Source organism: Kitasatospora sp. NBC_01246 (assembly GCF_036226505.1).
Lineage (GTDB): Bacteria > Actinomycetota > Actinomycetes > Streptomycetales > Streptomycetaceae > Kitasatospora.
The window spans coordinates 7872060-7890308 of sequence record NZ_CP108484.1; the positions used below are offsets into that span (position 1 = coordinate 7872060).

Consider the following 18249-nt stretch of genomic DNA (forward strand, 5'->3'; position numbering starts at 1 on the left):
GGGTCTGTCCGGTGCCTCCCGGCGGGGCCGGTCAGCGGGGCGGTTCGGCGGCGGTCGCCCGCAGGGCGGCCGGGTCGCGCAGCAGCTTTCCGGTGGCGGTGCGCGGGAGTTGCGGGAGGAAGGACAGCCGGCGGGGCCGCTTGTAGGCGGCGAGCCGCCGGGTCAGCCCGTCCCGGACCAGCGCGTGGTCGGCGTCCTGGTCGGCGGCGAGGTACGCCTCGATGGCGCCCTCGTCGAAGACCACGACGGCCTCGCGGACCTGGGGCAGGGTGGCCAGGATCAGTTCGACCTCGGTGAGGTCCACCTTCAGCCCGCCGATCGAGACCTGGGAGTCCCGCCGGCCCAGCACGGTGACCAGCCCGGTGGCCCGGTCCAGCTCCGCGGCGTCGCGGGTGTGCAGCCAGCCGTCCGACCACCGGGTCGGGTCGTCCAGCCCAGGGTACGGCGAGGCGGCCGTGCCCAGCTGCAACTCGCCTGCCACCAGGCGCAGTTCCATGCCGTGCACGGGACGCTTCGCCGGGTGCAGCGCGCCGTCCAGATCGGTGGCGATGACGCCGAGCTCGGTCATCCCGTACATGGTGCCCAGCGGTACGCCGTACCGGGCGGTGAAGGCCGCCGGCAGGCCCGGGCGGACCAGCTCCCCGGCCACCACCATCCGGCGCAGCCGTGGCAGCGCCGGGGGCGCGGCCACACCGGCCAGCAGTTCGGCGTGGAAGGGGACGCCGATCACGGTGGTCGGCCGTTCCCCCTCGTCGCCGACGGCGGCCAGGATACCCGCCGCCGTCATCCGCTCCGGCACGGTGAGCGGCGCGTGGGCGTACAGGCTGTTCAGCAGTCCGCCGACCAGTCCGAGCACGTGCACCATCGAGGAGAGCAGCAGCACCCGCTCGCCTTCGCCGGGGAAGTCCGCCAACCGCCGGTAGCAGTCGAGTTCACGGAGCAGGTCGCCGGCGGTGCGGGCGATGACCTTGGCCGGGCCGGTGGACCCGGAGCTGAGCTGGACCAGCGCGTGGCCGGTCCGGGCAGGTCGCCCGCCCGGTAGCCGGACGGCCATCGGCTCGACCTCGGAGAAGCCGCGCAGCGCCGCCGAGGGCCGGTGCTCGGACCCTACCAGCACCTGCGGGGTCAGCCGTTCGACCGCCAGGGCGATCTCGTGGTCGGTCAGCCGATGGTCCAGCAGGGTTACCTGGGCGCGCAGTTGCCAGCAGGCGAGCAGCGCGGCGACGAAGCCCAGGGAGGGCGGCAGTCGCAGCGCCGCGGTGCCGCCGGGGCCGAGGCCGGCCGCGGTCAGCCGTGCGGCCTGCTCGTCGACCAGGGCGCGCAGGGTGGCGCGGTCGACGGGTGTGCCGAAGCGCAGGCACTCCGCGTCCTCGGGGCCGGCCAGCAGGAACCGTGCCACCCAGTCGTCCGGGGCGTCGGCGTGCGGCGGTGAGGAGGGTGGAAGTGCGGGGAGGGAAATGCCGGTCAACGCCACTCCACGGAGAGGAGATTTGACATGGACGCCGTTCTCAAACCAATACGGTCAATTCCGTTGCCAGACCTTTGCACAGACGTTTGGTCAAATCAAGGTCTATACCAATCTGGTCCGTACCTTCTACGCTGCCGAAGCGGGACTGGTCCGAGCGCGGCCGTCCGGGAACGAGGATGCCCGTGGGACTACTCACGCTGGCCGGGATGGAGCGCGCGGCGCGCGCCCAACTACCACCGGAAATATGGGACTTCATCGAGGGTGGCAGTGGATCCGAACGCACCCTGGCGGCCAACCGGGAAATGTTCGGTCACTATGCACTGCGCCCCCGCACGCTGGTCGACGTCTCGACCTGCTCGACCGCCGTCCCGCTGCTCGGAACCGAGCTCCGGACGCCACTCGCAATTGCCCCGATGGCCTACCACCGGCTGGTCCATTCGGACGGGGAAACCGTGACCGCCCGGGCAGCCGGCCGGGCCGGCGCGGTGCTGGTCGCCGGAATCTTCGCCAGCCGCAGCCTGGAGTCCATCGCGGCCGCGGCGACCGGGCCGCTCTGGTTGCAGCTCTACTGGCTGCGCCGGCGCGACGCGCTCGCCGCCCTGATCGAGCGGGCCGAGGCGGCCGGCTTCGCCGCGCTCATGCTGACCGTGGACGCGCCCCGGATCGGCCGCCGGCTGCGGGACCTGCGCAACGGCTTCGCCGTTCCGCCGGACATCCGCGCCGTCAACCTCGACCCCGCGCTGATGGCCGCCAGCCACCGGGCCGACGCGGGCTCCTCCGGCATCGCCGAGCACGCCCTGGAGCAGTTCGACCCCAGCCTGACCTGGTCCGACCTGGCCTGGCTGCGGGCCCGCACCCGACTCCCGCTGGTCCTCAAGGGCATCCTGACCGCCGAGGACGCCCGGCTCGCCGCCGAACACGGGGTGGACGCCGTGGTGGTCTCCAACCACGGCGGCCGTCAACTGGACGGCGCGCTCCCGGCGCTGGCGGCGCTGCCCGAGGTGGTCGCCGCGCTCCCGCCGGAGGTCCCGGTGCTGCTCGACGGCGGCGTCCGCACCGGCACCGACATCGCCGTCGCCCTCGCGCTCGGCGCCCGGGCCGTCCTGGTCGGCCGCCCCGTGCTGTGGGGGCTCGCCGTCGACGGCGAGGCGGGAGTGGTCCGCGTCCTCGACCTGCTCCGCGACGAACTCGAGCACACGCTGGCCCTGCTGGGCCGGCCCACCCTCGCGGACCTGGACCGCAGCGCCCTCGCGCCCTGGCCCACCGCCCCCGCGCCCCGGCCCACCGCCTGACGGCGCGACCCCGGCCCCCGCCCCACCGCGCGGCCCCCGCCCATCCCCCCGCGCCCGGCCCACCGCCCCACCGCGCGGCCCCGCACCGAGCTCCGGACCGAAGTTCCGGGCCGAAGCACCGCACGCCCGACAGAGAGACCGACGACATGAAGAACCAGGACGCCTTCCCCGGCTGGGACTGGGACGACCCGGACGGCCTCGCCGTCCGCCTCGACGCGTTCAGCGCCGACGTCGCCACCTGCGAGAAGCTCGAACCGGCCGCCGGCGGCCTCCCGCGGGACCACCAGGGCTTCCGCGAACTCGGCATCACCGGAATCGAGTTCGCCGCCTTCCGGACGGCCCACCCGGAGGGCCTCGGCACTGACCTGACCGCCCTGCGCAGCCCCGGCGCCAGTACCGAACCCGGCACCCTCTACCGCGTCGACGGCGACCGCTGGTTCACCCAGCTCGACATCGGCCGCCCGCTGCCCTTCGCGGACGCCAGCGTGAACTGGGTCTACGCCGAGCACCTGATCGAGCACGTCACCATGCCGGTCGCGATCGGCTGGCTGCGCGAGGCCCGGCGGGTGCTGCGCCCCGGCGGCGTGCTGCGCGTCACCACCCCCGACCTGGCCCGCTACCTGGTCGGCTACGCGACCGACGACGGCTTCCTCACCAAGCACCGCCGGCGCCTCACCACCATGGGGTTCGGCCCGCCGATGCCGCCGCGCCCGGCCTTCCTGGTCAACCAGATCTTCCGGTACTACGGCCACCAGTGGATCTACGACCTGGACGAGCTGCGGCACGTCCTCACCCAGGCCGGCTTCGAGGCCGACGCGATCCGGCACTGCGCCTACCGGCAGGGCGTCCGCGCCGACGTCGCCGACCTCGACACCGCGTTCCGCACCGACGAGACGATCTACGTCGAGGCCGACCGCTAGGGAGTGTCGGCGAAGTCCCGCCTGATCCGACGCGACTTTGCCAGCACCCCCTAGGAGTTGTCCGACACCCCCCGCCGCGCTTTTGCGACGCGAACTGCTCGGACAAGCCCCAGGACTCCCCTCCGCGAACCTGTCCGGGCGTGACCGACCGGGCAGGCTCCGAGCAGGAGCGCCCGACCGCCGCCGTCCGATGGGATGACCATGCCCTTGCACCCCCAGGCCCAGGCCCTGCGCGAACGCCGTGCGCAGGCCGGCACACCCCCGCTCTACAGCCTCACCCCGGCCCAGGCCCGCGCCGCCGACCTCGCCGACATCCGGGCCGCCGCCGGCACCCCCGAGCCCGTCGCCGCCGTCGAGGAGCACCGGATCCCCGGCCCCGGCGGCGAGCTCGCCCTGCGGCTCTACCGCCCCGAGCCGGCCGGCCGGCCGCTGCCCGCGCTGCTCTACCTCTTCGGCGGCGGCTGGACCCTCGGCTCGCCCGACACCAGCGACGCGATCTGCCGCCGGCTGACCAACGCCGTCGGCTGCGTCACCGCCTCCGTCGGCTACCGCCTGGCCCCCGAGCACCCCTTCCCCGCGGCCGTCCACGACTGCCGCGCCGCCGCCCGCTGGCTGGCCGGGAACGCCGACGCCCTCGGTGTCGACCCGGCCCGGCTGGCCGTCGGCGGCGACAGCGCCGGGGGCAACCTGACCGCCGCCCTCACCCTGCTCGCCCGGGACGAGGGCGGCCCGGCCCTGCGCCACCAGCTGCTGGTCTACCCCAACACCGACCACCGCGCGGTCGCCGCCGCACCGCCGGAGCGGCACGACGACCCGCTGCTCTTCAACCGCCGCTCGGTGGCCTGGTACTGGGGCCACTACCTGGCCGATCCCGCCGACGGCGCCCACCCCTACGCCTCCCCGCTGCGCGCCCCGAGCCTGGCCGGGCTGCCGCCCGCCACCGTGATCACCGCGGAGTACGACCCGCTGTGCGAGGAGGGGGAGCACTACGCCGACGCGCTGCGGGCAGCCGGCGTCCCGGTCGAGTCCCGCCGGTTCGCGGGCATGCCGCACGGCTTCTTCGCCATGACGGGCGTCCTGGACGCGGCCGGCGAGGCCCAGCGGTACGCCGCCGATCGGCTGCGCGAGGCCCTGCGGTGACCGCCCTGCGCCCGCTCGCCCCGCCCGACGCCCCGGCCGTCGAGCCCCTCGCGCTGTCCGGACTGCACGCCTCGCTGTCGGATCCGCTGCTGGACGCGATGACCTTCCTCAACGAGGTCACCACCCGCTACCCCGGGGCCGTCTCCTTCGCCCCCGGCCGCCCCTACGAGGGCTTCTTCGAGCCGGAGGACGTCCACGGCCACCTGGACGCCTATCTGGACCACCTGGCGGCCCGCGGCCTCGACCGGGACGCCGTGCGCACCACGCTGTTCCAGTACGGCCCGACCAAGGGCGTCATCGCCGACCTGGTCGCCCGCACCCTGGCCAACGACGAGGGCCTCATCGTCGCCCCCGAGTCCCTGGTGCTCACCGTCGGCGCCCAGGAGGGCATGCTGCTGACGCTGCGCGCCCTCTGCGCCGGCCCGCAGGACGTCCTGCTGGTCAGTTCACCCTGCTACGTCGGCGTCACCGGCGCCGCCCGGCTGCTCGACCTGACGACCGTCCCGGTGCCCGAGGGCCCCGACGGCGGCCCCGACCCGCAGGCCGTCCGGGCAGCCGCCCGGGCCGTCCGGGCCGGGGGCGGGCGACCGCGGGCCCTCTACGTGGTGCCCGACTTCGCCAACCCCTCGGGCACCAGCATGCCCGTCGGCGCCCGGGCGAGGCTGCTGGAGACCACCGCCGCGGAGGGGCTGCTGGTCATCGAGGACAACCCGTACGGCTTCTTCGCCCGTGACCCCGGCGAGCGGCCGACCCTGAAGGCGCTGGACCGCCGCCGGCAGGTCGTCTACCTCGGCTCCTTCGCCAAGACCTGCTTCCCCGGCGCCCGGCTCGGCTACGTCGTCGCCGACCAGGAGGTGGCCGGCCCCGGCGGCCGGCGCTCGCTGCTCGCCGACGAGCTGGCGAAGCTGAAGAGCATGACGACGGTGAACACGCCCGCGCTCAGCCAGGCCGTCATCGGCGGCATGCTGCTGCGCCACGACTGCCGGCTGCGCGCCGCCAACGCCCGCGCGACGGCCTACTACGCGGCCAACATGACGGCGCTGCTGGGCGCCCTGGAGCGGGAGTTCCCGGCGGCGGAGCGCCGGCGGCTGGGCCTGTCCTGGAACGAGCCGGAGGGCGGCTTCTTCGCCGTGCTGACGGTGCCCTTCACGGCCGACGAAGCGGCCATGGAGCGGTGCGCCAGGGACTTCGGAGTGCTCTGGACGCCGATGGCGCCGTTCTACCCGGCGGGCGGGGGAGAGCACCGGCTCCGGCTCTCGGTCAGTTCGCTGACGGAGCACCAGATCGACGCCGGCGTCGCCCAGCTGGCCCGCTTCATCCGGGCGCAGGCCCGGTAGCGACACGGACGAGGGCGGGGCCGGGGCTTGAGGAAGCCCCGGCCCCGCCCTCGTACCGCACGGGGAACGCGCGGGGCTCAGCGCACCCGGGTCGAGAACAGGCGGGCCGACCAGTACACGGACACCACCGTCATCAGGACGACCACCAGCAGCCCCTGCCAGACCACGCTGTCCCCGACATGGCCGGAGAACAGCGCCCGCATGCCTTCCACGGCCCAGTAGAAGGGGTTCCACTTGGCCACGTTCTGCAGCCACACCGGCGCCAGCACCAGCGGCAGCAGGACGCCGGAGAGCAGCGCGATCGGCTGCGCGAGGGTGTTCACCACCGGCGCCATCGCCTCGTCGGCCGGGAGCACCAGCGCGATGCCGTAGGAGATCGCCGAGGTCATCAGGGCCAGCAGGCCGAGCAGCAGGTACGCCAGCAGCAGGTCCAGCGGTGCCACCCGCAGCCCGAACGGCAGCGCGATCAGGGTGATCAGGACGGCCTGGACGAGCAGCGCCACCGTCTCGCGCAGCGCCCGGCCGAGCAGCAGCGCCAGCCGGCTCACCGGGGTCACCCGGGACCGTTCGATGATCCCGGCCTTCAGCTCGCCGAGCAGGCTGAAGCCGGTGTACAGGCCGCCGAAGATGCAGAGCACCGCCAACAGGCCCGGTACGTAGATCTGGTAGGCGTCGGCGTAGGTGATCGCGCCCATCGGCGCCAGCACCGTCTTGAGCAGCGGGGCGAACAGCAGCAGGTAGAAGAGGGGCTGGATCAGCCCGACGGCGATCCAGATCGGGGTTCGCCACATGATCAGCAGCTGTCGCTGGAAGACCAGCCAGGTGTCGCGGGCGAGCTTCATGGGGGCCTCTCGGGGATCAGTGCTCAGGACTGCTCGATGGAACGGCCCGTCCGGGCCAGGAACACGTCGTCCAGGCTGGGCCGCTGCAGCTGCACGGTGCCGGGCACGACGCCCGCCCCGTCGAGGGCGCGCAGCAGTCGCGGGATCGCGGCCGCGCCGTCGTCGAGGTAGAGCCGCAGGTCGTCCTCGCCCTGGGTCTCCAGGCGGTGGAGGTACGGCTGTTCCCGCAGCGCCTTGGTGGCGCGTTCGGCCTCGCCGGCCGCCAGGCCGACCAGGACGACGTCGCCCGAGATCTCCCGCTTCAGGCTCTCCGGGGTCCCCTCGGCGACGACCTCGCCGTGGTCGACGATCGCCACCCGGTCGCAGAGCGCGTCGGCCTCCTCCAGGTAGTGCGTGGTCACCACGACGGTCAGGCCCTCGGCGTTCAGGCGGCGGATCTCCGCCCACACCTGCACCCGGCTGGCCGGGTCGAGCCCGACGGTGGGTTCGTCGAGGAAGAGCACCTGCGGCGCGTGGATGACGCCCAGTGCGATGTCCAGCCGGCGGCGCTGGCCGCCCGAGTAGGTGCGGCACGCGCGGTCGCCGAACTCGGTGAGCCCGAAGGCCTTCAGGGCCTCCTCGGCCCGCTGCTGGGCCAGGGTCTTGCGGGCGCCGTACATCCGGGCCTGCATCACCAGCTCCTCGCGGGCGGTGACGGCGTCGGCGGTGCCGCCGCCCTGGGCGACGTAGCCGATCCGCTGCCGGACTCCGGCCGGGTCGGTCAGCAGGTCGACGCCGGCGATCCGGACCGCACCGCCGTCCGGCCGGATGAGGGTGGCGAGCATGCGCAGGGTGGTCGTCTTACCGGCGCCGTTGGGCCCGAGAAAGCCGAAGATCTCGCCTGCGGCCACGTCCAGGTCGATGCCGCGGACGGCGTCGACGGCAGCCTGGCCGCGTTGTTTGGACGGATAGGACTTGCGAAGTCCTTTGGTCTCGATCAACCAGAACTCCCGTGCGGGGATGGATGTGCCACGTCGACGACGTCCAGCGCACACAGGGCTGGACGGTCCGTGCGGGGAAGGTGGCCGGGGCACCTGGGAAGCGGTGCTTCGCGCCACACTAGGGTCTGCGGCGCCCCGGATACAATGGCCTAGACCAATGGATTCGATCGTTCTGCCCCGGTTCCGACCAGCGCCTCCAGTCGGTCGGCCGCCGTCAGGGCCCCGCCGCCGGACCGCAGTTCGGCGCCTACCCGGGCGGCCGCCGCGCGGTGCTCCGGCGCGTCGAGGACGGTGCGCAGCGCGGCCGCCAGCCCCTCGGGCGTGACGCGCGCGAACGGCACCCGCAGCCCGGCGCCGGCCGCCGCCACCTGGGCCGCGACGAACGGCTGGTCGTGTCGGATGGGTGCGGTGACCAGCGGGATCCCGTGCGCCAGCGCCTCGCCGACGGTGTTCATCCCGCCGTGGCACAGCACCGCGTCCAGCGCTCCCCGCGCCATCAGCTCCAGCACCGGCGCCCGGTCCACGGCCACCGCGTGGCGCGGCAGTTCGGGCAGCAGGGCGGCGGGCGCGGCGATCACCGGCTGGACGTCGTCCCCGCACAGCGCTAGGGCCCGGACGGCCCGGGCGTGGAAGTCCGCGCCGAGGTCTCCGGCCAGCGTCCCCATGGTGACCAGGACCCGGCGCCGGCCCGGCTCCAGCCGTTCCCAGGGGAAGGCCGGGTCGGCCGGCCGTTCGGCGAGCACCGGCCCGACCAGGGCGTAGTGGGCCGGGAGCGGTGCCGGACCGGCCAGCGCGGGACCGGTCGTCGCCAGGACGAGGGCGGGGGAGAAGCGCGGGTCGGTGTACTCCTCCTCCGGCAGTCCGGCCCGTCGCCAGAGCCCGGTGAGCAGCCCGGTCATCCAGGCCTCGACCTTCGGCAGCGCCCGGAACGGCCGCCCCAGCTCCATCGCGCCCGGCGCCAGGCTGGCCCACGGCAGACCGTGCCGGTGAGCGACCAGCGCGCCCGCGGGCGTGTGCTGGTCGACCAGCAGCGCGTCCGGCCGGTACTCCCGCACCGCCGCGTCCAACGGCTTCGCGGTGAACCGCGCGTAGGGGACGATGAAGCCCTCCCAGAGCGAGCGCAGGGCGGCCAGTCCGTGCCCGCCCTGCGTCCGGAACGCCCGGGTGCCCGTCCCCAGGACGACCGCCCCGGGGCCGAGCAGCGGCCGCAGGACCGACTCGGTGCCGGTCCAGGCGACCTCGTGGCCGCGCGCGGCCAGCTCGCGGGCGATCCCCACGACCGGATTGACGTGTCCCGTCAACGGCGGTACCACCAGCAGGAATCGGCTCATCGGACGGGCTCCTCGGCGGGCAGCAGCCGCTGCACCTCGGCGACGGTCAGGGCTTCCAGCTCGGCCAGGTCCAGCCCGGCACGGTGTGCGGCGAGGCCGGCGGCTGCCCCGAAGTGCCCGCACAAAAGGGCATCGAGCACCGTCAGTTCGTACTCGTCCAGCAGCAGATCGGCGTCCAGTCGGGCCTGCGGGGTGACCAGCGCGGCCCACTCGGGCGGCGCGCCGGCGGCCCGGGCCAGCAGGGCTACCAGCTCCGGACGGACCTGGGCGGCGGAGGATTCGGGTTCGGAAGAGGTCATGGGGGCTCCACCTGCTCGACGGCACGGGGGCGAATTGAGACTGCGAAGGGCCCGAGATCACTTGTGCGACCCGTCGGGCGTCGGAATACTAGCCCGCGTGACAGCACTGGAGGCAGTGGCCGTCCACCTCCCCCACCACACCGTGCCCATTGAGGCAGTGGGCGAGCGGATCGGCCTGACCCCGCGTCAACTTCGACTCTTCCGCCGTTTCCACGGTCTGGACCAGCTGCGGCTGGACCCGGACGGGAAGCTGCCCGACCTGCTCGGCGCCGCCGTCGAGGCCTTACCGGAGCTGCGCGGACGCGAACGGCACGTCCGTTTCGTGATCCACGCCCGCAGCATGCCGGTGGCGGTGCCGTACCCGCTCAACCCCCTGCACGAGCTGCTCGGCCGGTACGGCCTGGCGCACGCCTCGGCCTTCACGGTGACCCACCACGCCTGTGCGGTGGGTCTGCTGGCCGTCGACCTGGCCGGCCGCCTGCTCGCCGGGCAGGACGACCCGGAGGCCCTGGCGCTGGTGCTGGCCGGCGAGAAGACCTTCACCAAGGACGCCCAGGTGGTGCCCGAGACCGGGATCTTCGCCGAGGGCGCGGCCGCCTGCCTGGTCCGGGCCACCGGCGAGCGCAATCGGGTGCTCTCCTACGCCGTCCGCCACCGCCCCGAGTTCGACGGCCGCCTGGCCGGGGACGCGGACCTGCTGGCGCGCTACCAGCGGGAGTACCCGGTGGTGATGATCGAGGCGGTCGAGGCCGCCCTCGACCAGGCAGGTCTGGACCTCTCGGACCTCGCCCTGGTGCTCCCGCACAACGTCAACCAGGCCTCCTGGCGGATGATCTGCCGACGGATCGGGTTCCCGGTGGAGAAGGTCGTGCTGGACAACGTGCGCTCCGTCGGGCACAGTTTCGCTGCAGACAGCCTCATCAATCTCCACACCGCCACCACGCGGGGGCTGCTCCACCGGGGCGACCGCTACCTGATCGCCGCCGCCGGTGTCGGAGCCACCTTCTCCGCCATGGCCGTCGAACACTGACGCATCGTCGTTTCGGCGCACCCGGGCGACGCATCGGCACGGCGAGGACGACCACCACGCCTCCGCCCGCCGACCCATTCACCTCTCACGCACGACGGGACGGGACATCCATGCCAGAACCCGCGGTCCAGACCACTGATGTCGAGCTGCGCGACCGGATCCTGCGGAGCATCGGCGAGCTGCTGCCGCGCGTCCTCAAGCGCGACCTCCCCGAGATCCCCGAGAACGCCTGCCTCTTCGACGACCTCGGCCTGACCTCGGCCGGCACCATCGAGCTGATCCTCGAAGTCGAGGAGACGCTGGACATCCAGGTCGACGTCGAGCAGATCGGCGAGGACGACCTGCGCTCGGTGACCAGCCTGGCCGACTACGTCGCCGGGCACATCATCCCCGAGGACTGACCGGGTGGCCGCCGATTCCGCGCCGCCGCTCGCCCTGGGCGTCACCCGGATCCTCGCGCGGTCCTTCGACGGCAGGTCGGAGACCTCGCTCGACCCGGACCTGCGGGTGTTCGTCACGGACCTGGTCCGGCCGTACGGCCTGCCGGTGCGGGAGGACCTCCTCGCCGAGGGCGTCGGCCACTCCTACGAGGAACTGGCGGAGGGCCTGCTGGCCGAGGCGCTCGCCGACGGCGTGCCGGTGGACCTGCTGATCCTCGCCTTCGACTCGCCCGACGTGCGCCCGGGGGCGCCCAGCTCGCTGGCGCTCAGCCGGTCCTGCCCGGGCACGCCGCTGGCCTTCGCCCTCTGCGACCAGGGGTCGGCGGTGGCCTTCAGCGCCCTGCGGGTGGCCGCCGAGTACCAGCGCACCGGGGCCTGCCGGCGGGCGGTGGTGGTACTGGCGGAACAGACCGCGCTGCACTACCGGCCGGCGGCGCCGGTCGACCTGCCCGAGCGGCACAGCGTCGTCGTGCTCGTCCTGGACGAGACCGCCGACGTGGAACTGACTGTGCGTCAGTTCTCCGCGCTCGACGGCCGGAAGGCGGCCGAGGTGGTCGGCGCGGAGGTCGGAACCCTCGGGGCCGACGCGGCCGTCCTGCTGGGCTCCGGCCTGGCGGCCGAGCCGGTCCCCGGGGTGGCCGCCGCGGCCGGTCTGCCGTTCGCCGGTCTGCCGTTCACCGGTCTGCCGTTCACCGGCCTCTGGGCGGAGCTGGCCGAGCGGCTGCCCGAGTGGCAGGAGAAGGGGCGGCCGGTGCTGGCCGCCGGTTTCGACCGCAGGCTGGGTGTGCTGAGCACCCTGACCCTTCGGGCCGGCCCGTGACGGCGGGGCCGGCCACCGACACCGCCTCCGCGTCCACCTCAACCTCCGATGTCGCCTCCACGTCCGACACCGCCTCCACGCCGGACACCGCCGACCGGGTCGACCTCTGGACCATCCCCACCGACCAGCCGGACGAGGTCGTCCGGAGCCTGCGAAGCCTGCTGGACCGTGACGAACTCGCCCGCGTCACCGGCCGGGGCCCCGCCCGCGATCCCGTGGCCGGCCGGCGGTTCACCGTGGTGCACGGCGTCGTCCGGCTGCTGGTGGCCGAACGCCTCGGCCTGCACCCCGCCGAACTCGCCTGGCGGTACGGCCCGCACGGCAAACCCGAACCGGCGGTGGGGCACGAGCGGGTCGGCGTCAGCTACTCCGGCTCCGGCGCCCTGGCCGTGCTGGCCCTGACCGCGGGGCGGCCGGTCGGTGTCGACGTCGAGGAGGTCCACGACGCCCGGGTGGCCACCCGGGTGGCCGAGCGCTACTTCCCGGGCGCCGAGGCGGAGTTCCTCGCCCGGTCGGCCTCGCCCGCCGTGCTGGCCGAGCGCTTCACCACCCTCTGGTGTCGCCGGGAGGCCTGCGTCAAAGCCTACGGCGGCCGACTGGTGCAGGGCTTCGGGCTGCCGTTGGCCGGCCCGGCCCCGCTGCGTCTGGCCCACCCGGGCACGCTCGGCGAGGGCCCCTGCCTGCTCGACGACGTCCCGGTGCCCGGGCCGTTCCGCGCCGCCGTGGCGGTGCTCGGGGAGCAGCCGTTCCGGCTGCGACGGCACCGCTGGAAAGCCTTGTCAGAGGCCTGCCAGCCTTTCTGGCACCGGAACTGACGGTCTGTCGGCGCGCCCAGAAATCTGGTCTGTACCACTTCGCCGGGCCGCTGATAGCGTCCCGACCCGCACTCCGCTCCAACCCCAGGCCGGCCGAAGGGCGCGTACGACGTGAGAGAGACCAGCCGGCGGATCACCGTCCGGTACAGCGGCGCGAGCAGCGGCTTCGGGCCGCTGACCCTCGGCCAGGACAACATGATCCGCTGCATCCGGCGGGACCGACCCGAGCAGATCAACAAGGAGTCCGTCTGGCCGGTCCCCGACGGGACGACCCTGACGGCCGCGCTCGACGCCGTGCGGCGGCTCGTCGAACGGCACGACTCGCTGCGGACGGTGTTCCCGCCCGGGCCGGGGCCGGACGCCTTCCCCGAGCGTCAGCTGGTCTGCGGCGAGGGCGAGTTCGGCGTCACCGTGGTGGACAGCCGGTCGACCGGCGGGGCGGCGGGGATCGACGCGCTCGCCGAGGAGCTGGGCCGCGCCGACGTCGCCGTCCCGTTCGACCTGGCGGCCGGGCCCCGGCTCCGGTTCACCCTGCTGACCGAGGACGACCACCCGCTCCGGCTGGTGGTGGTCGTCTGCCACGCGGGTGCGGACGGCGCCGCGACGACGCTGCTCATCGAGGACTGGTTCGCCCTCGCGGCCGGCAAGGAGCTCCCGCCCGTCACCGCCCGGACGCCGCTGGAGGTGGCCGCGGTGGAGCAGAGTGACCAGGGCCGGCGCAAGGCCGCCGCCGCGCTGCGGCACTGGCAGAAGGTCCTGTCCACCGCGCCGCAGGCCGCCTTCGCGGACTCCCGGATCACCGGCCCGCCGGACGGCGTCGCCGCCGTCGTCCTGCGCTCGCGGCAGGCCGCCGCCGACCTGCTCGCCACCGCGCGGCGCACCGGCGCGAGCCCCTCCGTCGTCCTGCTGGCGGCCTTCGCGGCCCTGGTGGCCCGCCGGGCCGGCCGCGGCGACCTGGTGATGTCGGCGCTCTCCGCGAACCGCCAGCGCGCCGCGATGGCCGACCACATCGGCACCCTCGCCCAGGACGCCCTGATCGCCCTGGACACCGACGCGGTCGACCTCGACGAGGTGATCGGCCGGGCCAAGGCGGCGTCGCTCGCCGGCTACTGGCACAGCACCCTCCCGGCGGGTGCCGTCTGGCAGCTGATCGAGGACGTCGCCCATCTGCGCGGCTCCCGCTTCGCCCGCCAGGTCGTGGTCAACGACCTGAGCATGACCATCCCCGAGGCGATGTCCGACGCCCGCCCGTCCCCGACGAGCGACCCCGAACTGACCTGGCTGCCGGACCAGCCGGTCGCCGTCCGGCTGATGTTGAACATCCTGCGGACCTCGAACAGCCTGGAGTTCGCACTGGTCGCCTGCCCGCAGGTGCTCGACCGCGAGGAGGCCGGCCGTTTCGCGCTGGCCCTGCCCGCGCTGCTCGAAGCCGCCGCCCGGGGGCCGGTCCCGCTCGCCGGTCTGCCCGCGCTGACCGGTCTGGGCGGCGCCGTCCGGACCGGTGCGTGGCAGCGGATCGAGAACTCCTGGGTGGACCTGGACGCCGTCCGGGCCCTGGTCGTCGACGCGCTCGGCACCGCCACCCGGGTCGACTTCGTCGACGGCCGTCTGATCGCCCGGATCGCCACCGACGACCCGGGTTTCACCCCGCTGGTCGCCCACCGCACGGTGATCGAGGCCCTGCCCGGCCGGGACACCGCGATGGCCCCGCAGCACTACGTGGTCCATGCCGCCGCCCACCCGGCCGGCCCGCCGTGCTGGGACGACGCGACGGTGGTGGCCGAGGGCTCCGGCCGGTGCCCGGAGATCGCCGGCCGCCTCGCCCCGCGCTGAGCGCCCGGGGCGGGCGCCGCCCTGCGCCCGCCCCGGGCGGAGATCGCCGGCCCGGGGACTCACCCGAACGGGGCCGGGCCGTCCCACCGCCCGGTTCACCCCTGCGCGCCGTCCCAGGAACAGGCCGAGGTCGCACCCGAGGTCAGCCCCCACGGGCTGGGTACGTCACCGCTCCGGTCCGGGTCGCCGTGGTCGTTGTCGCCGTGGCCCGGGGCGCCGTGGCCCGGATCGCCCTGGCGCGGCAGGCGGTCGATCACCTCGACCAGCGCCGGGGGCAGTTGCGGCGCCAGGCCCCGGTGGCAGCGCGAGAGCACGTCCCGCCGGACGTCGTCCGGCAGCAGCGGCCGGTCCACCCGCGGCGGGGTCGGTCCGCGCGGGCGCGCTCCCGGCGGGCCCAGGGCGGCGGCGAGCTGGTCGGACCAGGCACGCCAGTAGTCGGCGTCGTCGGTCTCGCCGTACCGCAGGTGGTACAGGTGCAGGCAGTACGCCGCCGTGCCGCTGCCCGATCCGGCGGCGAACCGCCACCAGAACTCGGCGCCCTCCTCGCGGCCGGTGGCGTAGAGCAGCGCGGCGAACACCTCCGCTCCCTCCGGCTGGATCCGCCGCGCGTTGACCAGCAGGTCCAGCCCCCGGGCCGCGTCCGGGGTACCCAGCACCAGGGCGACCACCAGGCCCAGCTCGAAGGCGGCCTGTTCGTGCTCGGACGGCAGGTGGGTGGGCGCGGCCGTGAGCCTGGCCAGGCGCAGCGCGGCGATTCGCTCGGCGTGCGGCCGTTCGGGCCGGGGGATGTGCGGCGTCGCCGTCCCGCCCTCGGCCGGTGGCACGGCCCCTGGTGGCGTGGCCGGTGCGGCGGGCGCCTCGGCCGGGGGCCGGGGGATCACTGTTCGCCTCCCCGGTCCGGCAGTTCGCGCACACCGAGCCGTCTGGCCAGCCGCTCGCGGGCGTGCCGGAGGTTGGAGTGGACGGTGGCGACGGGCCGGCCCAGATAAGCGCCGATCACCTTGACGTGCAGCCCGAGCAGGTACCGCAGGACGACCACGTCCCGCTGCCGGTCGGGGAGTTCGAGGATCGCCGCATAGAGCCGGACCTCGTCCGCCTCGCTGTGCAGCAGGCCGTTGGCGACGTCCTTGAACGCTCCGATGACGGCCTCGAAGGTGACCGCCTCCACTTCGACCCGCTCCTCGCCGGACACCCAGTCGGCGACATGACGGTTCGCCAGCCGCCAGGCGTACGCGGCCGGTTCCTCGAACCGCAGGACGTGGGCCCAGTGCCGGGCGAGGTCCTCCTTGACCGCCTCGACGATCAGCGCCGCGTCCGCGCGGTTGCCTATCCGGGTCAGGGCGAGGGCCCGCCAGGCCGGCTCATGGGTCTCGCAGAACGCCGAATAAGCGAGCTCCAGGCGGATGTTGGCGTACTCCGGGCCGCTGTACCCGTGCTCGTCGGCGTCTCCGTGGCCGTCCCCCCGGCGGCCGCCCCCGCCCCCGCCCGGGCCCGCCGGCGCCGGTCCTCCCCGGTGCCCGAGTACCCGGACACCCCTGTCGATCGTCATCGAACCTGCCTTCCAGCGCCGCCGACCGACCGCCGGCCGCCCGAGGGTGCGGGCCCCGTGCCCGCGGACCCCATTCCACCAGGTTTCGTCACCGCAGGCGTTTGTGCGAATACCGACAGTCATTGCGTCCGATCTACGGATCATCGGCTAGCGGAACTCCACGGGCCGGAAGGGCGGTTGACGGGCCGGTAGCGTGGGCAACGACGGGTGAGTCCTGCGGCGGGGGAGAGCGATGAGCCTTTACGACGGTGTCGACCTACGACTGAACGTGCCGCACTCGGCCCGGATGTACGACTACTTCCTGGGCGGCATCACCAACTTCGCCGCCGACCGCGAGGCGGCCGGCCAGGCGCTCGCCGCGCTCCCCTGGGTGCGCGCGACCGCGCGCGCCAACCGTGCCTTCATGCACCGCTCGACGCGCGCCCTCGCCGAGGCCGGCCTGGACCAGTTCCTCGACATCGGCACCGGCATCCCCACCTCGCCCAACCTGCACGAGATCGCCCAACAGGTGAACCCGCGGGCCCGGGTGGTCTACGTCGACAACGACCCGATCGTGCTCTCGCACGCCCAGGCCCTGCTCACCGGGGCCCGCGAGGGCCGCACCGCGTACGTCGAGGCCGAGCTGACCGAACCGGCGGCGCTGCTCGCCGCACCCGGTCTGCGGGACACCATCGACCTCGCCCGCCCGGTCGCCCTCTCCCTGAACGCCGTCCTGCACTTCGTCCCCGACGACCCCGAGGCGCCGGACGGCCCCGACGGCGCCGACGGCGCCGCGGGGCAGCGCGCCCACGCGATCGTCGAACACCTGAAGGCCGCCCTCGCGCCCGGCAGCGCCCTGGTGCTCTCCCACGTCACCGCCGACTTCGCGCCCGAGGAGATCGCCCGGCTGGCCGGCATCTACCGCGCCGCGGGCGCCCCCGGCCAGGCCCGCGCGCACCATGAGATCGCCCGGTTCTTCGACGGCTGGACGCTCCTCGCCCCCGGGCTCGTCCCCACCCCGCGCTGGCGCCCGGCCGGCCCCGAGGACACCGCCGTGTCCGACACCGAGGCCTCCCTCTACGCGGCCGTGGCCATCAAGCCGTGACACCGGCGCGCCGGCCCGCGCCGGTGCGGCGCCCGCCGTGCCCGCACCCCGTGCGGGTGCGCCCGCACGGGACCAGACTGGTCGTGGAGCCCGCCCCGAGGAGCGAGGAGAGTCATGCTGCTCGGACTCACCACCGCCCTGGTCGCGACCGTCTGCTTCGGCTTCGGCTCGGTCTTCCAGGCGCGCGGCGCGCGGTCGGCGCCGCGGTCGGACCGGGTGCGGGTCGGGCTGCTCGCCGCCCTGGCGCGCTCCTGGCAGTTCCTGCTCGGGACGGCGCTGGACATCGGCGGCTTCGTGCTGAGCGTCGTCGCGCTGCGCAGCCTGCCGCTCTTCCTGGTCCAGGCGGTCACCAACGCGGGTCTGGCGGTGACGGCGCTCGCCGCGGTCTGGCTGCTCGGCGCCCGGCTGCGGCGCGGCGACGTGGCCGCGATCGTGGCCGTGGTCGCCGGGCTCACCCTGCTGGCCCTCGGCTCCGGGCGGGAGGGCCGTGAGCACGCCGCGCCGGCCTTCCACTGGGCGCTGCTCGGGACCACCGTCCTGATGCTGCTGCTCACCCTGGTGCTGGCCCGCCGGGGCGGCGGCGCCGCGGCGGCCGGTCTGGGCCTCCTCGCCGGGGTCGGCTTCGGCGTGACCAGCCTGGCCGTCCGGGTGCTGGACGTCGGCGGGGTGGCCGACGTGCTGACCGACCCGGCGGCGTACGGGCTCGCCCTGGGCGGCCTCGGCGGCTACCTCGCGTACGCGCTCGCGCTGCAGCGGGGCACCGTGACGGCGGCGACGGCGGCCGGGACGGTGACCGAGACCTTCGGTCCGGCCCTGGTCGGCGTGGTCGCGCTGGGCGACGCGGCGCGGCCGGGCTACGCCTGGTGCGCGCTGGTCGGCTTCGCGGTGGCGGTCGGCGGCACCTTCGTGCTCTCCCGCTTCGGCGAGGTGGAGGCCGAGGTGCGGCCGGTCGCGGCGGCGGCCGACGGCCGGAGCGAGGCGGCCGCGATCCCACCCCGGTAGCCCGGACGGCGCCCCCGTGCGAAGGTGACTTGCCGGACAAAACGGACGGCCAGGTGTGGGAAGACGG

At 74.7% G+C, this 18249-nt stretch carries 18 protein-coding genes; 11 read left to right on the forward strand and 7 right to left on the reverse strand.

All coding sequences use genetic code 11. The features are described 5' to 3' along the window. Nucleotides 1-31 precede the first annotated feature (31 nt). Nucleotides 32-1468, reverse strand: coding sequence for a class I adenylate-forming enzyme family protein (locus tag OG618_RS33120; RefSeq protein WP_329491300.1), 1437 nt, complete (start codon nt 1466-1468; stop codon nt 32-34). A gap of 176 nt (nt 1469-1644) precedes the next feature. Here OG618_RS33120 and OG618_RS33125 point away from each other — a divergent pair, with 176 nt between their 5' ends. The 4 genes from OG618_RS33125 to OG618_RS33140 all read left to right on the forward strand — a co-directional run bounded on the left by OG618_RS33125 (nt 1645) and on the right by OG618_RS33140 (nt 6157). Further along, a complete protein-coding gene (locus OG618_RS33125) occupies nt 1645-2760 on the forward strand; it encodes an alpha-hydroxy acid oxidase (RefSeq protein ID WP_396487547.1) in 1116 nt (371 codons plus the stop codon). 146 nt (nt 2761-2906) lie between these two features. After that, the gene (locus OG618_RS33130; protein ID WP_329491302.1) at nt 2907-3680 is read left to right on the forward strand and encodes a class I SAM-dependent methyltransferase; all 774 of its coding nucleotides are present in this window, start codon (nt 2907-2909) and stop codon (nt 3678-3680) included. A gap of 201 nt (nt 3681-3881) precedes the next feature. Beyond that, a complete protein-coding gene (locus OG618_RS33135) occupies nt 3882-4820 on the forward strand; it encodes an alpha/beta hydrolase (protein WP_329491303.1) in 939 nt (312 codons plus the stop codon). Then, on the forward strand, nt 4817-6157 hold the full coding sequence (locus OG618_RS33140) for an aminotransferase-like domain-containing protein (protein ID WP_329491304.1): 1341 nt from the start codon (nt 4817-4819) through the stop codon (nt 6155-6157). Before OG618_RS33135 ends, OG618_RS33140 begins: the two co-directional genes overlap by 4 nt. 77 nt (nt 6158-6234) lie before the next feature. On the opposite strand, the gene OG618_RS33145 is transcribed toward OG618_RS33140, so the two are convergent. The 4 genes from OG618_RS33145 to OG618_RS33160 form a co-directional block, all read right to left on the reverse strand. After that, entirely contained in the window at nt 6235-6999 is a 765-nt protein-coding gene (locus OG618_RS33145; protein WP_329491305.1) for an ABC transporter permease, read from the reverse strand. A gap of 23 nt (nt 7000-7022) precedes the next feature. After that, nucleotides 7023-7979 carry an ATP-binding cassette domain-containing protein gene (locus tag OG618_RS33150; protein ID WP_329491306.1) on the reverse strand — a complete coding sequence of 319 codons (957 nt, stop codon included), beginning with the start codon at nt 7977-7979 and terminating at the stop codon, nt 7023-7025. Nucleotides 7980-8128: 149 nt separating this feature from the next. Further along, nucleotides 8129-9310: a glycosyltransferase gene (locus tag OG618_RS33155; RefSeq protein ID WP_329491307.1), complete on the reverse strand. Its 1182-nt coding sequence runs from the start codon at nt 9308-9310 to the stop codon at nt 8129-8131. Then, a complete protein-coding gene (locus tag OG618_RS33160) occupies nt 9307-9609 on the reverse strand; it encodes a hypothetical protein (protein WP_329491308.1) in 303 nt (100 codons plus the stop codon). Before OG618_RS33160 ends, OG618_RS33155 begins: the two co-directional genes overlap by 4 nt. A gap of 97 nt (nt 9610-9706) precedes the next feature. On the opposite strand from OG618_RS33160, the gene OG618_RS33165 reads away from it, so the two are divergent. From OG618_RS33165 to OG618_RS33185, 5 genes are all read left to right on the forward strand, one after another. Continuing rightward, nucleotides 9707-10639 carry a 3-oxoacyl-[acyl-carrier-protein] synthase III C-terminal domain-containing protein gene (locus OG618_RS33165; protein WP_329491310.1) on the forward strand — a complete coding sequence of 311 codons (933 nt, stop codon included), beginning with the start codon at nt 9707-9709 and terminating at the stop codon, nt 10637-10639. 110 nt (nt 10640-10749) lie between these two features. Beyond that, entirely contained in the window at nt 10750-11040 is a 291-nt protein-coding gene (locus tag OG618_RS33170) for an acyl carrier protein (RefSeq protein WP_329491311.1), read from the forward strand. A gap of 4 nt (nt 11041-11044) precedes the next feature. Then, nucleotides 11045-11899: a hypothetical protein gene (locus tag OG618_RS33175; protein ID WP_329491312.1), complete on the forward strand. Its 855-nt coding sequence runs from the start codon at nt 11045-11047 to the stop codon at nt 11897-11899. Continuing rightward, on the forward strand, nt 11896-12714 hold the full coding sequence (locus tag OG618_RS33180; RefSeq protein ID WP_329491313.1) for a 4'-phosphopantetheinyl transferase family protein: 819 nt from the start codon (nt 11896-11898) through the stop codon (nt 12712-12714). Before OG618_RS33175 ends, OG618_RS33180 begins: the two co-directional genes overlap by 4 nt. A gap of 111 nt (nt 12715-12825) precedes the next feature. Next, nucleotides 12826-14547 carry a condensation domain-containing protein gene (locus OG618_RS33185; protein WP_329491314.1) on the forward strand — a complete coding sequence of 574 codons (1722 nt, stop codon included), beginning with the start codon at nt 12826-12828 and terminating at the stop codon, nt 14545-14547. A gap of 95 nt (nt 14548-14642) precedes the next feature. Here the strand turns inward: OG618_RS33185 and OG618_RS33190 are convergent, their stop codons facing one another. Both OG618_RS33190 and OG618_RS33195 read right to left on the reverse strand, forming a co-directional pair. Continuing rightward, nucleotides 14643-15428 carry a hypothetical protein gene (locus tag OG618_RS33190; RefSeq protein WP_329491315.1) on the reverse strand — a complete coding sequence of 262 codons (786 nt, stop codon included), beginning with the start codon at nt 15426-15428 and terminating at the stop codon, nt 14643-14645. Next, nucleotides 15425-16096: an RNA polymerase sigma factor gene (locus OG618_RS33195; RefSeq protein ID WP_329491316.1), complete on the reverse strand. Its 672-nt coding sequence runs from the start codon at nt 16094-16096 to the stop codon at nt 15425-15427. Before OG618_RS33195 ends, OG618_RS33190 begins: the two co-directional genes overlap by 4 nt. 232 nt (nt 16097-16328) lie before the next feature. On the opposite strand from OG618_RS33195, the gene OG618_RS33200 reads away from it, so the two are divergent. Together OG618_RS33200 and OG618_RS33205 are read left to right on the forward strand one after the other, a co-directional pair. Next, nucleotides 16329-17180 carry an SAM-dependent methyltransferase gene (locus OG618_RS33200; protein ID WP_329491317.1) on the forward strand — a complete coding sequence of 284 codons (852 nt, stop codon included), beginning with the start codon at nt 16329-16331 and terminating at the stop codon, nt 17178-17180. 114 nt (nt 17181-17294) lie between these two features. Further along, nucleotides 17295-18182, forward strand: a complete 888-nt coding sequence (locus tag OG618_RS33205) for a hypothetical protein (RefSeq protein WP_329491318.1) — start codon at nt 17295-17297, stop codon at nt 18180-18182. Nucleotides 18183-18249 lie beyond the last annotated feature (67 nt).

Bases quoted from the DNA above. Each gene is read 5' to 3' on its own strand.
- OG618_RS33135 (WP_329491303.1), top strand. From the start codon at position 3,882: ATGCCCTTGCACCCCCAGGCCCAGGCCCTGCGCGAACGCCGTGCGCAG.
- OG618_RS33160 (WP_329491308.1), bottom strand. From the start codon at position 9,609: ATGACCTCTTCCGAACCCGAATCCTCCGCCGCCCAGGTCCGTCCGGAG.
- OG618_RS33155 (WP_329491307.1), bottom strand. From the start codon at position 9,310: ATGAGCCGATTCCTGCTGGTGGTACCGCCGTTGACGGGACACGTCAAT.
- OG618_RS33145 (WP_329491305.1), bottom strand. From the start codon at position 6,999: ATGAAGCTCGCCCGCGACACCTGGCTGGTCTTCCAGCGACAGCTGCTG.
- OG618_RS33205 (WP_329491318.1), top strand. From the start codon at position 17,295: ATGCTGCTCGGACTCACCACCGCCCTGGTCGCGACCGTCTGCTTCGGC.
- OG618_RS33125 (WP_396487547.1), top strand. From the start codon at position 1,645: ATGCCCGTGGGACTACTCACGCTGGCCGGGATGGAGCGCGCGGCGCGC.
- OG618_RS33170 (WP_329491311.1), top strand. From the start codon at position 10,750: ATGCCAGAACCCGCGGTCCAGACCACTGATGTCGAGCTGCGCGACCGG.
- OG618_RS33130 (WP_329491302.1), top strand. From the start codon at position 2,907: ATGAAGAACCAGGACGCCTTCCCCGGCTGGGACTGGGACGACCCGGAC.
- OG618_RS33195 (WP_329491316.1), bottom strand. From the start codon at position 16,096: ATGACGATCGACAGGGGTGTCCGGGTACTCGGGCACCGGGGAGGACCG.
- OG618_RS33200 (WP_329491317.1), top strand. From the start codon at position 16,329: ATGAGCCTTTACGACGGTGTCGACCTACGACTGAACGTGCCGCACTCG.